Origin of the sequence: Cupriavidus necator A5-1 (genome assembly GCF_000744095.1) — a bacterium.
In the GTDB taxonomy this organism is placed as follows: Bacteria; Pseudomonadota; Gammaproteobacteria; order Burkholderiales; family Burkholderiaceae; genus Cupriavidus; species Cupriavidus necator_A.
This window is the reverse complement of sequence record NZ_JQLI01000003.1, coordinates 158,995-173,172: the sequence shown is the minus strand read 5'-3', so window position 1 is coordinate 173,172 and position 14,178 is coordinate 158,995. Positions and strand designations below refer to the sequence as shown.

Below are 14,178 nucleotides of genomic sequence, written 5' to 3'. Positions count from 1 at the left end.
GCCCTCGCCATCGCCCCCTCGCAGGCGACGTCAGCCCCGTCCCGGCCTTCGCGTTCGTACCTCCCCACCTCCTTACCGGTTGTCTTCCACCCCTTGCGCCAGCAAGCTCGTCGCCAGGCCGGCCTGGCGCCGCACGCCGTCCTGTCCGCCGCCCTGCCCGCCGGTCGCCTGCGCAACGCCCTCCTGCACCACCCGCAACAGGTCCGCGGCCATGGCCTCAACCGTGAAATGCCGCGCGAACACCGCGTGCGCGCACGCACGCATGCGCTCGCGCCCCGCGGGCGTGAGTGCGAACCAGTCGCGCAGCATCCGCGCCGTGCCGTCGACGGTGTCTGGCGCGCACAGCCCGGCACTGCCCTGCACCACTTCGCGCCAGGTATTGACCTGCGTCGACAGCAGCCCGGGCAGCCCACAGCCCAGCGCCTCGGCCACCGCGATGCCGAAGTTCTCCTGGTGCGATGGCAGCACGAACACCTCGCTGGCATGGAAGGCGCCCCACTTCATCTCGTCGCGCAGCATGCCGGGCCAGCTGATCCGGTGCGCGACGCCATGCGCGCGGGCCAGCTCACGCAGTTCGCGGCTCCAGCCGGCGCTGTCGGGCCCGGCGATCACCAGGTGCGCGTCGGGCATCTGCGCGCAGGCCTGCGCGAAGCTCCCGATCAGCACGTCGCAGCCCTTCTTGGGGTGGATGCGGCCGAGGAACAGCACGATGCGCTTGCCCCGCAGCCCGGGATGCGCAGCCAGGAAGCGCTCTGCCAGGCTGGTACCGTCGGCCGCCTGCGCGGGCGGTGGCGCGCTGGTGCCGAAGCTGACCACCACTTCGCGGGCGCGATAAAGCCAGAACGACTCGCGCGCGCGCCGGCGCTCCTCCTCCGCGGTGAACAGCACCGCGCACGCATCGCGCAGCACGCGGTATTCGGCCCACGGCCAGTACAGCCACTTCTTCAGGTGCTTGAGCGGATAGGTGCGCCGGAACCACGGGTCCAGCATGCCGTGCGGGAACACGAAGTACGGCACCCCGCTGGCGCGCAGCGCCCGCCAGACGGCAAAGCCGTGGTGCTGCCAGAGCCCGTTGACGATGACCGCGTCGAACGCCGGCGCATTGGCGCGCAGCCACGGCAGCAGCGCCCGGCAGTAGCGATAGCCGCCACGGGCGGGCCCGAGCGCGTGCACGTCCGGCCCAGCGCCGCGCAGCCACGGTGCATCCGGTGCGTCGAGCGTCAGCACCTCGACCCGGTGGCCCTGCGCCCGCAATGCGATGGCGCTCTGGCGCACGCACTCGGCGGGCCCGCCCTGGCGCGGATCCAGTGATGGCAGCAATTGCAGGATCTTCATGCGCTGGCTCCTTGGGTGGGTCGCCTGGCGGACGAGGACGCGCGGGCGAGAGAAATGCGGGGCAACCGCGCTGGTGCCGCTGTCGGCGGTGCCACGCGCCGCACCGCCAGCCGCTGCAGCCGCATGCAGGAGCCCACCAGCAGCCCAAGCGCAACGCCGTATACCAGGCCGGAATAGCGCGGCCCCAGCGGATTGCCGCCGATCGAGGTGGCCGGCAGCGCCGCCAGCACCATCAGCGCGCGCCCGAGCACGGGCAGGTACGGCGCGTGCGGCGCATCGCGGCGCCAGCGCCGGTACACCACGGCACCCCGCCACAGCGCGAACAGCACCGCGAACGGGAAGGCAATGCCGAGCAGGAGCCCGCCCGCGAACAGTTGGTACACCCAGAAGTTGTGTCCGGCTGCCCATTCGTTGATGGCGTAGAACTCCTTCTCGGTCATCTGGCCAGCCAGCGCCATCAGGTAGTCCGGCGAATAGCGGTAGTTGTGCCCATAGCCCTTGCCGAACAGCAGCGCGGTCTTGCTCGCGGTGACCTGGTCGTACTGGTCCTTCATTTCGGCCAGCCGCGTGGCGGTGGTAGGATCGATGCCCGACACCGTGACCTTGGCCGCCGAGATGCGCTGGCTCCAGTGCGCGGCGACGCTGGGAAACAGCGCCGAGCCGATCACCACCGTGCCGCCGATCAGCGCAACGGTAATGACCATTGCGCGCGCCACCGACTTGAGCAGCTGGCGCAGCGAAGGCGCCCCCAGCCAGGTGGCCAGGCAGAACAGCATCGCGGTGCCTACCAGCAGGCTGCGGGTCACGCTCAGCAGCTCGATCGCCACCGACAGCAGGAACAGCAGCAGCGTCAGCCGCGAGTAGCGCCGCGCCACCACGAACTCGTGCAGCAACAGGCCCTGGAGCGCAAGGAACACCACCGACACGATACGGAAGCGCACCGTCTCCAGCCCCCCACCGATCGCCATGCCATAGGCAAAGCTGAACAGCAGCGAGATCACCATGCCGGTGAACATGGCCTTCTCGATCTGCACCACCCGGTCCTGCTGCCAGGGCCGGCACGTTGCCAGGTAGCCGAACAGCGTCAGCATGAAAGGCAGCAGCACGCGCAGGTAGTTGCCGAAGTCGTTGCCCTGCAGCAGCTGCGGCAACAGGCTGCCCGGCACGGTCAGCATCAGCGCGATGGTCACCACCGTGCGCAGCCGGCTGCCGCCGGCGAAGCGCGGCGCGGTCAGCGCCAGCACGATGGTGGCGGCAATGGCGGGCAGGGTCAGCAGGATCTGCATGATGCGGCTGCCGTTCTCGTCGACGCTCTTGAAATCGACCGCCAGCGGGCACAGCGCCAGCCAAATCCACAAGGTGGTGAAACGGTTGCGCATGCTGTTCTCCTAGCCCCGCACCGCCCGTGGCGGCAGCCTCGCGCCTGCGCGCGCCGGTGCGGCCGGGGCCAGCCGGCGGCGCAACCACCTGCGCACCGGCTCCTCATAGATGCGGAAGACCAGCAGGCTCAGGCCAACCACCAGCGCCAGCATCAGCCACCCTTGCGGCGCGCGCCAGCCCGCCAGCCAGGCCAAACGCCCCAGCGGCACATGCAGCAGGTACAGCGAGAAACTGGCCTCGCCCAGCGCGACCATCCAGCGCCGGTGCAGCAGGCCGAGCACGGGCCGCTGCAGCAGCGCAAGCCCCAGAACCAGTGCGCCGAACAGTGGCGACTGCAGGTAGAAAGCCGGCCAGCTACCCGGGGGCGCCAGCGCCAGTGTGGCAAGCGCCGCCAGCGCAGCGCAGGTCAGCGCAAGACCGATCCGGTGGCGCGCGTCGGCGTCGAGCGGCAGGCGGGCGTGCCAGTGCGCAGCGCACACGCCCAGCACGAACTCGAACAGGTGCGTCAGCGGGAACTGCGCGATCAGGAAACCCGAGCGCGCTGGCGGCGTGGCGACATCGACCAGCAGGATCCACGCGCCCTGCAGTAGCCACAGCAGTCCGCACCAGCGCAGCAGCGCAAGGCCGCCGCGCGCAGCGCTCCAGGCCAGCAACGCCGGGAACAATGCATAGAAGAAGGCCTCGCAGGAGATGCTCCACGCCGGCCCGTTCCAGGGCTGGTTCAGCCCGGCGAACGGCAGCCAGGCGGTCAGCGCCAGCAACTGGCACAGCAGGCTCGCCGCCAGCAGCGCCACGTCAGGCCGGGCCAGCCCGTACCATTCGCGCAGCAGCACGGCGTCGCCGCTGCGCAGCAGCCACGCGGTCACCGCCAGCGCCGGCAGCAGCGACAGCAGCAGCACCGGCCAGATGCGCGCGACGCGAGCCGCGTAGAAGGCCCGTACGCCGCCGCTGGCAAGGCTGTCGCGATAGTTGTAGGCCAGCACGAAGCCCGACAACACGAAGAACAGCGACACCGCCGGGCGGCCGCCGTCGGCCGCGGTGACGAACCAGTCCGGTACGGCCAGCAGGCCGATCTGGGCGTAGTGGCACAGCACCACCGTCAGCGCCGCCAGGAAGCGGATGCTGGTCAGCGCAGGAAGGTTGCCGCCGTGCACCGGGCTGTGGACTACGCGGAACGTACGCGGCGCGGCCGGCTCGATGGCTGGCATGTCATCTCTCCTCTGCAGGACAACAGGCACCCCGGCGGCGCACGGCGCTGGCAGCGGGGCCACGGCAGGTAGGGTTCGCATCCGCCCGGACAGCGATGGCGGCGGCGCTCGGCGCGCGGACGTAGCTTGGGCATGGCTTACTCCGCTTCCTCGGCGCGCAGCCCGCTACCGGTGAGTTCAGCACGTGGTGCCGGTTCGGCTTCGGCGGCAGCGCCGCCTGCGCGCAGCACGCGCAGCCGTGCCTCCAGCCGGCCCAGCACCACCGGCGCCGACAGCGTGCTGACCGCATAGAGGCGCGCCGCGGCGCCCAGCGCGGCGCGCTGCGCGGGATCGGCAGCGAGCCGGCGGATCGCATGGGCCAGCGCCTCGGCGTCCTCGGGCGGCACGGCCACGCCACGCCCGCTCAGCGCGGCGAACAGCTCGGTCCCGCCCTCGGCCATGGCGACGATGGCACGGCCGCTGGCCAGCATGCCGGTCAGCTTGGACGGCATCACCAGGTCGGCCGCCCCGCCGCGCTGCGGCAGCACGTGGATGTCTGCCAGGTTCAGCAGTTCGTTGAGCCGGTCCGTCGGCTGCAGCTCGATAAAGCGGCAATTCTCGAGGCCGGCGCAGTGGAGTTCGAGGTCTTGGCGGGCCGGGCCGTTGCCGCAGAACACGAACACGATGTCGGGCTGGCCCGCCAGCGCCGCGGCGGCGCACATCAGCACATCCAGCCCCTGCTTGGCGCCCATGTTGCCGGCGTACAGCACCACCTTCTGGTGCGGGGCAATGCCCAGCGACTCGCGATACGCGCTGGGGCGATCCAGCGGGTGGATGGCGTCGGCATCGACCCAGTTCGGCAGCAGCACGATGCGCGCGCCCGGCACGCCCTTGCGCGCGGCGGCCTGCGTCATCTTCTCCGAGATGGTCGACACCACGTCGAAGCCGCGCAGCAGCGCGCGCTCCACCGCCAGCGCGGCGCGGCGCGCACGGGCGCCGCGCAGCAGCCCGAGTTCGAAGGCGGCGTCGACCTCGTAGTCCTGCAGGTGCAGCCAGGCGAGCGCGCCGGTCAGCCTGGACAGCAGCCAGCCGCCGGGTGCGCTCATCAAGCCGGGCGCGACCACCATCACCACGTCCGGGCGCCACCATGCCTGGGCCAGCAGTGCCGGCAGCGCCGCCAGTGCGAAGCTGCCAAGGTGCAGCAGGCGGTTCAGCCCGCCCGGGCGCCGCGGCACCCACAGCGGCACCCGGTGCACGCGCACGCCGCCGCGCTGCTCGCGCCGGTAGCGCCACGCCGAGTAGCCTTCCTCGACCCGCCAGGCCGGGTAGTACGGCGGGCCACACACCGCCCGCACCTCATGCCCGGCCGCGGCCAGGGCCTCGGCCATCTCGGCGGTGTACTTGCCGGTGCCGGTCAGTTCGGGCGCATAGTTCTGCCCACAGATCAGGATTTTCATTGGGTGCTCCGTGGCGCCTCGGCCTCGGCCACGCCGGGGCGCGCGGGCGCAGCCTTGCCGCGCAGCAGCCGGGTGCAGCCGCGGTCGATATGGGCGGCTGCCGCCGCGGGGTCGAAGCGGCGGATCAGGTCGATGCAGCGCTGAGCGGTGGCGCGGGTATTGGCGAACACCTGCACAGCCCTGCCCAGCGCAGCCTGCAGCGCGGCCACGTCGCGCGCGGGCACCACCAGGCCGGTCTCGCCCTCCTGCACCAGCTCGGGCACGCAGCCGCAGTTGTCGCTGACCACCGCGGGGCAGCCATGCGCCAGCGCCTCGTTGACCACAAGGCCCCATGGCTCGCTGTAGCTTGGCAGCACCAGGCAAGTGGCGCGCGCATACTCGGCTTCCAGCGCCGAATCGCTGACGCTGCCCAGCAAAGTCACCGCGTGCGCCAGCCCGAGCGCGCCGATGCGCTCGCTCAGGCTGTCAGCCATCGGGCCGGAGCCGGCCAGCCGCAGCGTGGCATCGGGCATCGATGGCAGCAGGCCGGCGAAGGCGTCGAGCAGGCAGTCGAGCCCTTTCTCGGCAGACAGCCGTCCGACATAGAGAAACACCACCGCCTGTGGCGCCCGCGCCAGCAGCCGCCGGGCCAGGGCCTGCTCGGGGGTATAGCCGTCGCCCAGCGCAGCCGCCTGGCATGGGATGAAAATGCGCTCGCGCCGGGCGCCAAGCGACATCAGATATTCCTGGCTGCGCTCGCCGAAGCCGAAGTAGCCCTGGCACAGCGCGAAGAACAACCGCTTGGGCAGCGAGGTAAGCAGCCGCCGCGGGCGGTCGCGTCCGGTGGAATCGCAGAACACGGCGCGTTGCTTGCCGGTCGCGATGCAGGCCAGCAGCATCGCCCAGTACTCGGGCAGGTGGTAGCCCGGCAGCACCACAAGCTCGCTGTCGGAGCGCAGCACCTCGGCCACCAGCCGCAGCGTCCGCTTCCAGCGCGGCACGTCCTCGTAGCAGCCCCTGAACAGTTGCCGCATCGGGTATTGGTGCGCGCTGTAGTCGACGCCCGAGAAGCCCAGCCTCATGTGCTCGGTCTCGGCGATCTGCACGATGTGGTAGGCGATCGGCCCCTGCCCGTGCAGCCGGTGCAGCGCCGAAAAAACCTGGCCCTTGTGGCGCGACCAGACGACGTTGTGGAAGATGGTGACTGAGCCTGACATAACGACTACCCCCCTGGTTGCGTACTGCCGCTATTGCCCTTTTCCCTTTTTGCCCCTGCCGCCCTGATGCCGCGCAGGCGCGGGGCCCTCTCACGCCACGGCGCTGTTCCGGCTATGCCGCGCTGTGGCGAATTCGCGATAGGTGCGGGTAAGGCCCGCCTCCAGCCCGATCGTTGGCTGCCACCCCATTCCGGCCAGGCGCGACACGTCGAGCAGCTTGCGCGGCGTGCCGTCCGGCTTCGTGGTGTCGAACACCAGCTCGCCGCGAAAGCCCGCGATCCGGCACACCATGGCGGCCAGCGCGCGGATGGGGATGTCCTTGCCCGTGCCAACGTTGAACACGCCGCCGTCGGGGTCCTGCTGCAGCAGGAACAGCGTGGCCCCGGCCAGGTCGTCGACGTGCAGGAACTCGCGCCGCGGGGCGCCGGTGCCCCACACCATCAGCGTGTCGGCCCGGTCGCCGACAGCGTCGTGCGCCTTGCGGATCAATGCCGGCAGCACGTGGCTGTTGGTCGGGTCGTAGTTGTCGTTGGGCCCGTACAGGTTGGTCGGCATCAGCGAGACGTAGCGCGTGCCGTACTGCCGGTTATAGGCCTCGCACAGCTTCAGGCCGGCGATCTTCGCGATCGCGTAGGCCTCATTGGTCGGCTCCAGCGGCCCGCCCAGCAGGTAGCTCTCGCGGATCGGCTGCGCACAGTCGCGCGGGTAGATGCACGAGGAGCCGAAGAACACCAGCCGTTGCACGCCGGCTTCGAACGCAGCCTGGATCACGTTGGTCTCGATCGCCAGGTTCTCGTACAGGAACGAGGCCGGCCGCGACGCGTTGGCCACGATGCCACCCACGCGCGCCGCCGCCAGCAGCACCACGCCCACCGCTTGCTGCGAAAAGAAGCGCCGCACGGCGGCCTGGTCGGTGAGGTCCAGTTCGGCGCGCGCTGGGGTAAGCAAGCGCTCGTAGCCCGCTGCGCGCAGCCGGCGCACCAGCGCCGAGCCCACCATGCCGCGGTGGCCCGCGACGTAGATCCTTGTCTCTTTGTCCATGGTGCCTGCCGCCCTTTATTCGTGGTGTTCCAGCGCCTTGAAGCCGGCCAGCGTGACCAGCGCGTCGCGCCGCGCGATCTGGAAGTCGGCGCGCACCATCTCCCTGACCAGCGACGAGAACGGCGTGGTCGGCTTCCAGCCCAGTCTCTCGCGCGCCTTGGTGGGGTCGCCCAGCAGCGTCTCGACCTCGGTCGGGCGGAAATAGGCGGGGTCGACGCGCACGATCACCTTGCCCGGCGCGAGCCGCGTTTCCTTGCCGTGGACCCGCTCGACGATGCCGACTTCGTCGACGCCGGTGCCCTCGAAGCAGATGGTCACGCCCAGCTCGGCGGCGGCGTACTGCACGAACTCGCGCACGCTGTACTGCTCGCCGGTGGCGATGACGAAGTCCTCGGGTTGCTCCTGCTGCAGCATCAGCCACTGCATCTCCACGTAGTCGCGCGCGTGGCCCCAGTCGCGCAGCGACGACAGGTTGCCCAGGTAGAGCTCGTCCTGCAGCCCCACCGCGATGCGCGCGATGGCGCGGGTGATCTTGCGCGTGACGAAGGTCTCGCCGCGCACCGGCGATTCGTGGTTGAACAGGATGCCGTTGCAGGCATAGATGCCGTAGGCCTCGCGGTAGTTGACGGTGATCCAGTAGGCGTAGAGCTTGGCCACCGCATACGGGCTGCGCGGATAGAACGGCGTGGTCTCCTTCTGCGGCACCTCCTGCACCAGGCCGTACAACTCCGAGGTCGAGGCCTGGTAGAAGCGCGTCTTGCGCTCCATGCCAAGGATGCGGATCGCCTCGAGGATGCGCAGCGCACCCAGCCCGTCGGCATTGGCGGTGTACTCCGGCTCCTCGAACGACACCGCCACGTGGCTCTGCGCGGCCAGGTTGTAGATCTCGTCCGGCTCCACGCGCTGGATCACGCGCAGCACGCTGGTGGCGTCGGTCAGGTCGCCGTAGTGGAGGAAAAAGCGCAGGTCCTGCTCGTGCCGCTCGCGGTAGAGGTGGTCGATGCGGTCGGTGTTGAACAGCGACGTGCGGCGCTTGATGCCATGCACCTCGTAGCCTTTGTCGAGCAGCATCTCGGCGAGGTAGGAGCCATCCTGCCCGGTGATGCCAGTGATCAGTGCGACCTTGCGTTTCATTCCCGTTCTCCCTGCCGTGTTGGATTGCCCTGGATGCTTGTTCTGATCGCAGCGGCGCTGCGGCCGTCACCGGCTCACTTGATGCCCTCTACGCTGGTGTAGTAGCCCGAATAGCCGGCGCCCAGCCGCAGCGGCGGCTTGGGCACGTCGGTCAGCAGCACGCCGCGCAGCGCCACGCCGCCGTTGCCGAGCCGGCGCACGGTCTCGCCGATCTCGCCGGCCGGATGGCGGCCGTGTCGCACCACCAGCAGCGTGGTGCCGGCGTGCCGGCCCAGCAGCGTGGCGTCGGTGACTTCCAGCACCGGCGGGGTGTCGATGATCACCATGTCGTAGCGGTGCGAGAGGTGCTCGAGCATCATGCGGAAGCGCTCGCTCATCAGCAGTTCGGCGGGGTCGGGCGGCACGGTGCCGCGCGGCATGACGTCGAGGCCCGGCAACACCTCGCGCACCACCACGGCGTCGAAGTCCTCGCCCATCAGCGCATCGGCCAGGCCTGGCTGGTGGCGCAGGCCGAAATGGGCGTGCACCTCGCCGCGGCGCATGTCGCCGTCGATCATCAGCACGCGCCGCTGCCCGGCCGCCACCAGCGCGGCCAGGTTGACCGACAGGAAGGACTTGCCGGCGTCCTGGCGCGAGCCGGTCAGCATCACCACGTTGTTGGTGGCGTCTCGCAGCGCATACTGCAGCGTGGTGCGCAGGCTGCGCACGCCTTCCACCGCGATGTCGTCCGGTGCGCGCGCGGCCAGCAGGCGCGGCACGCCGCGGTCGTTGCGCCCGCGGCTGAGCTCGCGCTGCAGGCGCAGCTGCATGCGGCTGCGCGGCACCACCGCGCACACCGGCACGCCAATCAGCCGCTCGATGTCCTCGGGATGCTCCACGCCGCCGTACAGTGCCTTCTTCAGCAGCGCCAGCACCATCGCCGCCAGCATGCCCAGGCCGGCGCTGATCAGCACGAGCATGGCGCGCTGCGGCCGCACCGGCTCGTCGGCCGGTGCCGCGAAATCCACCACGCGCACGCTGCCGACCTGCCCTGCCTTGACCACGCGCAGCTGCTGCGCATTGTTGAGCAGGCTGGTATAGAGCTCGGTATCGACGCGCACGTCGCGCATCAGCCGCAGCGCGGTCTGCTCGGTATCCGGCAGTAGCGAGATGCTACGGCGCAGCGCGTTCTGCTGGGCGGTCAGCGTGGCGATCTGCGCCTTCAGCGACACCACCGCAGGATTGGACTCGGTGTAGCGCGTGTTGTACTCGGCCAGCTGCGTCTCCATGGTCAGCAGCCGGTTCTTGTTGTCGACGATCTGCTGCAGCAGCAGGCGGCTTTCCTCGCCCAGGTTGACGGTGCCCAGCTTGTTGCGGAAGGAGTTGTAGCGCTCCTCGGCCCGGTCCAGTTCCTTGCGCAGTACCGGCAGCTGCTGCTCCAGGAAGGCCAGCGTGTGCTCCGCCTCGGCCGAGCGCCGGCCGATGTCCTGCTGCACGAACTGGCGCGCGATGGTGTTGACGATCTCGGCAGTCAGCTTGCTGTCCGGGCCCTCCAGGCTGGCGCGGATGATGCCGGACTGCAGCGCGGTCTCGCCGACCGCCAGGGCGCGCTGCACCGACTCCACCGTGGCCAGGGTGGAAGCCCGCGTGAGCTCGAACTGCGTGCCCGGCCGCCCCGTCAGGTGGTCGATGCGAACGCGCACCGGCCCAAGCGTGCTGGCGCCTCCGGTTTCCTCGCCGACGCGGCCGTTCAGCACCAGCGCGCCGTCGGGATCGCGCAGGCTGTAGGTGCGCTCGCCCTCGACGGTCAGCACGAACGGCTTCTTGTAGTACCTGGCCGGCGTCTCGAACAGCGACATCGTGATCGACTCGCCGCCCCACGCGTACTGCGGCAGCCCGAAGCGTGGCGGGGCCGGCGTCTTGCCGCTGTGGCGCGCCGCCAGCCAGCCGCCGATCACCGGCAGGTAGCGCGGCCGCGCGGCGATATCCAGGTGCAGCGTGCGCACCGCGTCCTCGACCACCAGGCGCGAGCGGATCAGTTCGATCTCGGCCGCGGTGGACGACTTGGAATCAAAGATCGACGACAGCGACTGCAGCGAATTCTGGTTGTTGGCGTTGGCGTCGCCCTTGCTGTCCTCGACCTGAATCAGCGCATCGGCGCGATAGACCGGCTTGGCGGTCATCGCGTAGATCGAGCCGCCCACCAGAGCCAGCAGCGTGATGGCGGCGATCATGCGCCAGTTCTCCAGCAGCGTGACGAGGTAGTCGGACAGCCGCAGTTCCGGCGCCGCCGGTGGCTCGACGTATTGGGTCTCTAGCAGGTTTGACATGGTGTCACGCCTCCCTTGCCGCCCGCGTCGCGGGCGAATGCCTCGGTTCAGTACGCGTTGCTGTGGAACAGGCCCTTGAACACGGTGGCAGCGATGATCCGCATGTCCAGCGCGAAGGACCAGTTCACCAGGTAGTACAGGTCGTAGGCGATGCGGCCCTCCATCTTCTCGATGCGATCGGTCTCGCCACGGTAGCCGTTCACCTGCGCCCAGCCGGTGATGCCGGGCTTGATGCGATAGCGCTGGATGTAACCCGACACCAGCTTGCCGTAGTGGTCGTCGTGCTCGAGCGCATGCGGGCGCGGGCCCACCACCGACATGTCGCCGCGCAGCACGTTGAAGAACTGCGGCAGCTCGTCCAGGCTGGTGCGGCGCAGGAAGGCGCCGACCCGTGTCACGCGCGAGTCGCCGCGCCTGGCCTGGGTGAGCTGGCCGGCCTGCTCGGTGTGCACGCGCATCGAGCGGAACTTGTAGATGCGGAAGACGCGCCCGTCCGCGCCCTTGCGCAGCTGCGAGAACAGCACCGGGCCGCGCGACGACAGCTTGACCGCGATGGCGATGGCCGCCAGCAGCGGCGCCAGCCCGATCAGCGCCAGCGCAGCGAAGAGCCGGTCGAAGATGTCCTTCTGCGCCAGTGCGCTCGGCGACAACGGCGACGCCGCCAGGTTGATCGCGTGCATGCCGATCAGGTCGATCATGCCGCCGTCGAACAGCGCCACCGTGCGCAGGTCCGGCATAAAGCGGATGTTGATCAGCTCGTCGCGGAATGCCGCCACGAATTCAAGGATCGTGCGCTCCTGCGACAGCGGCAGCGCCAGCCACAGCTCGTGGATTTTCTGCGTGCGAACGTAATGGGCGAAGGCGGCGCGGTCCTCGAAGGTCGGCACGCGCACGTTGAGGCCGCCGGCCGCCGGCGCTACGTTGAACGCCGCCACCACGCGAAAGCCTGACGCCGGCGACTCCGCCACGCGCCGGATCACGGCGTTGCAGTGTGCGCCGCTGCCGACCACCGCTACCTGGTGCAGGTTCATGCCGGCGCTGCGCATATGGCCCAGCACCATGTGCGCGAGCAGCCGCGACAGGATCATCAGCGCGCCGGTGCTGGCCGTCCAGTAGGCGAACCACAGCCGCGACACCATGTCCAGCCGGTGCACCGAGAACATCACCATCACGCCGAACAGCTGCACCAGCAGCCATGCCAGCGCCACCTGCCCCGCCAGGCCGAGCTTGGAACGGCCGCGCCACGACTCATAGATGCCAAAGGCCGGGAACAGCGCCAGCGTGAACGCCGCCGACAACGCGATGAACAGCTCGAACAGGGCACCCTGCTCGATCGCATCGAACCGAAACTGCGCGGCCAGCAGTGCACCGGCCAGCACCAGCGCCACGTCGAGCATGCGCGCCAGCATTCCTTCGAGCTTGACCATATCCCGTCCTCCTGCCCGTCCGCCAAAACTGCTTACTGCACTGCGGCCCCACCGCCCCGGGCCACCACTGTTCAGGCACAGCGCCCGTAGTTGTCGTCCATGCGCACGATGTCGTCTTCGCCGAGATAGCCGCCGGACTGGATCTCGATGATCTCCAGCGGCAGCTTCCCGGGGTTCTCCAGCCGGTGCGCCACGCCCAGCGGGATATAGGTGGACTGGTTCTCGCCCAGCAGGAAGGTCTCCTCGCCGCGCGTGACCCGCGCGGTGCCGCTGACGACCACCCAGTGCTCGGCGCGGTGGTGATGCAGTTGCAGCGACAGGCGTGCGCCGGGCGCCACCACGATGCGCTTGACCTGGAAGCGCTCGCCGTGGTCGATCGAGTCATAGAAGCCCCAGGGGCGCCGCACCTTGCGATGGTCCTCGGCCTCGGGCGCGTGCTGCGCCTTGATCCGCTCGACCAGGCCCTTGACGTCCTGAACGTGCGCGCGGTCGGCCACCAGCACGGCGTCGGCGGTCTCTACCACCACGATGTTGCTGGTGCCCACGCAGGCCACCAGCCGGCCGTCCGAGTAGGCATAGCTGGCGCTGGCGCCTTCGAACATCACCCGGCCGCGCGCGGCATTGCCGTCGCCGTCCTTCTCGGTCGCGTCCCACACCGCGTCCCACGAGCCGAGGTCAGACCAGCCCGCCGTGAGCGGCACGACCACGCCCTGGCAAGGCGCGCCAGGCTGGTCGAGCCGTTCCATCACCGCGTAGTCGATCGAATCGGACGGGCACTGCAGGAACGGTTCGCCGTCGGGGCGGAAATACGGCGGCTGCAGCTTGCCGCCGATCACCGCGGCCATGCACGCCTCGTAGATCGCGGGCTGCAGCGCCTGCAACGCGCGCAGCCAGACCGTCGCGCGCACCACGAAGATGCCGCTGTTCCACCAGTAGTGGCCGCTCTGCACATACTGCGCGGCGATCTCGATGGCCGGCTTCTCGACAAACCGCGCGATATCATGCGCGCCGTCGGCATGTCCCTGGCCCAGCCTGATATAGCCGTAGCCGGTCTCAGGGCGCGTGGGCGGCACGCCCAGCGCTACCATCGCGCCGCGCTCGGCATGCCCGGCGGCGATGGCGATGGCGCGGTGGAAGGCAGGGCCATCCAGGATGGCGTGGTCGGCCGGCATCACCACCAGGATCACGTCTTCGCCCTTGCCTTGCGCCAGCCAGGCGGCGATGGTCAGCGCGGGCGCCGTGTTGCGCCGCGCGGGCTCGACCACCAGGCGGGCCGGGATGCCGCTCTTGCTCAGTTGCTCGGCGGTGGTGAAGCGGTGCTCCTCGCCGCAGGCGATGATGGCTTCCGGCACCACCTCGCGCTCCGCGCCGAAATCCGACAGCCGGCGCAGCGTGGCCTGCAGCAGCGAGTCGGTGCCGACCAGATCGATCAGTTGCTTGGGATAGTGCTCGCGCGACAGCGGCCACAGCCGCGTACCGGCACCGCCGGCCAGCACCACCGGCGCGAGCCGCAGCCGCTGCGCCAATGGCGGAACGCCATCATCGGGCGCAGGCCTGTCGCCCTGTGCAGCCGCTTCCTGCTCGGCCGGCACCGCCGCGCCCTCCGGATTCGACACCGCTTGCGTCGTGTTCAACATGGCAAAGCCCTCCAAACTCGGCAACCAGGCGCGCGCGGCCTCGCGCGGGCGAGTTGCGCCCGCCGCGGTGCCTCG

At 70.0% G+C, this 14,178-nt stretch carries 10 protein-coding genes; all 10 read right to left on the bottom strand.

Annotation, left to right across the window (positions count from 1 at the left end; translation table 11 throughout):
• Nucleotides 1-72: 72 nt before the first annotated feature.
• Nucleotides 73-1,335 carry a glycosyltransferase gene (locus K307_RS21810; RefSeq protein WP_063771706.1) on the bottom strand — a complete coding sequence of 421 codons (1,263 nt, stop codon included), beginning with the start codon at nt 1,333-1,335 and terminating at the stop codon, nt 73-75.
• Nucleotides 1,332-2,714 carry a hypothetical protein gene (locus K307_RS21805; protein ID WP_042882710.1) on the bottom strand — a complete coding sequence of 461 codons (1,383 nt, stop codon included), beginning with the start codon at nt 2,712-2,714 and terminating at the stop codon, nt 1,332-1,334. The genes K307_RS21810 and K307_RS21805 overlap by 4 nt, the downstream gene beginning before the upstream one ends.
• Before the next feature lie 9 nt (nt 2,715-2,723).
• Nucleotides 2,724-3,923, bottom strand: coding sequence for an acyltransferase family protein (locus tag K307_RS21800; RefSeq protein WP_051975088.1), 1,200 nt, complete (start codon nt 3,921-3,923; stop codon nt 2,724-2,726).
• A 137-nt stretch (nt 3,924-4,060) separates the two neighbouring features.
• Nucleotides 4,061-5,359: a glycosyltransferase WbuB gene (locus K307_RS21795; RefSeq protein ID WP_042882709.1), complete on the bottom strand. Its 1,299-nt coding sequence runs from the start codon at nt 5,357-5,359 to the stop codon at nt 4,061-4,063.
• Nucleotides 5,356-6,555 (bottom strand): glycosyltransferase, encoded by a 1,200-nt coding sequence (locus tag K307_RS21790; RefSeq protein ID WP_042882708.1) that lies wholly within the window; start codon nt 6,553-6,555, stop codon nt 5,356-5,358. Before K307_RS21790 ends, K307_RS21795 begins: the two co-directional genes overlap by 4 nt.
• A gap of 90 nt (nt 6,556-6,645) precedes the next feature.
• A complete protein-coding gene (locus K307_RS21785) occupies nt 6,646-7,596 on the bottom strand; it encodes a GDP-L-fucose synthase family protein (protein WP_042882707.1) in 951 nt (316 codons plus the stop codon).
• Between the two features lie 15 nt (nt 7,597-7,611).
• Complete coding sequence (gene gmd, locus K307_RS21780) at nt 7,612-8,730, bottom strand: GDP-mannose 4,6-dehydratase (protein ID WP_042882706.1); 1,119 nt, start codon at nt 8,728-8,730, stop codon at nt 7,612-7,614.
• 74 nt (nt 8,731-8,804) lie between these two features.
• Entirely contained in the window at nt 8,805-11,039 is a 2,235-nt protein-coding gene (locus K307_RS21775) for a polysaccharide biosynthesis tyrosine autokinase (RefSeq protein WP_042882705.1), read from the bottom strand.
• A 47-nt stretch (nt 11,040-11,086) separates the two neighbouring features.
• Nucleotides 11,087-12,466 (bottom strand): undecaprenyl-phosphate glucose phosphotransferase, encoded by a 1,380-nt coding sequence (locus tag K307_RS21770; protein ID WP_042882703.1) that lies wholly within the window; start codon nt 12,464-12,466, stop codon nt 11,087-11,089.
• 71 nt (nt 12,467-12,537) lie between these two features.
• Nucleotides 12,538-14,103: a mannose-1-phosphate guanylyltransferase/mannose-6-phosphate isomerase gene (locus K307_RS21765; protein ID WP_080745152.1), complete on the bottom strand. Its 1,566-nt coding sequence runs from the start codon at nt 14,101-14,103 to the stop codon at nt 12,538-12,540.
• Nucleotides 14,104-14,178 lie beyond the last annotated feature (75 nt).

What these genes read in the sequence shown, in the direction of transcription:
- K307_RS21810 (WP_063771706.1), bottom strand. Translation starts at nt 1,335, where the DNA reads ATGAAGATCCTGCAATTGCTGCCATCACTGGATCCGCGCCAGGGCGGG.
- K307_RS21805 (WP_042882710.1), bottom strand. Translation starts at nt 2,714, where the DNA reads ATGCGCAACCGTTTCACCACCTTGTGGATTTGGCTGGCGCTGTGCCCG.
- K307_RS21800 (WP_051975088.1), bottom strand. Translation starts at nt 3,923, where the DNA reads ATGCCAGCCATCGAGCCGGCCGCGCCGCGTACGTTCCGCGTAGTCCAC.
- K307_RS21795 (WP_042882709.1), bottom strand. Translation starts at nt 5,359, where the DNA reads ATGAAAATCCTGATCTGTGGGCAGAACTATGCGCCCGAACTGACCGGC.
- K307_RS21790 (WP_042882708.1), bottom strand. Translation starts at nt 6,555, where the DNA reads ATGTCAGGCTCAGTCACCATCTTCCACAACGTCGTCTGGTCGCGCCAC.
- K307_RS21785 (WP_042882707.1), bottom strand. Translation starts at nt 7,596, where the DNA reads ATGGACAAAGAGACAAGGATCTACGTCGCGGGCCACCGCGGCATGGTG.
- gmd (WP_042882706.1), bottom strand. Translation starts at nt 8,730, where the DNA reads ATGAAACGCAAGGTCGCACTGATCACTGGCATCACCGGGCAGGATGGC.
- K307_RS21775 (WP_042882705.1), bottom strand. Translation starts at nt 11,039, where the DNA reads ATGTCAAACCTGCTAGAGACCCAATACGTCGAGCCACCGGCGGCGCCG.
- K307_RS21770 (WP_042882703.1), bottom strand. Translation starts at nt 12,466, where the DNA reads ATGGTCAAGCTCGAAGGAATGCTGGCGCGCATGCTCGACGTGGCGCTG.
- K307_RS21765 (WP_080745152.1), bottom strand. Translation starts at nt 14,103, where the DNA reads ATGTTGAACACGACGCAAGCGGTGTCGAATCCGGAGGGCGCGGCGGTG.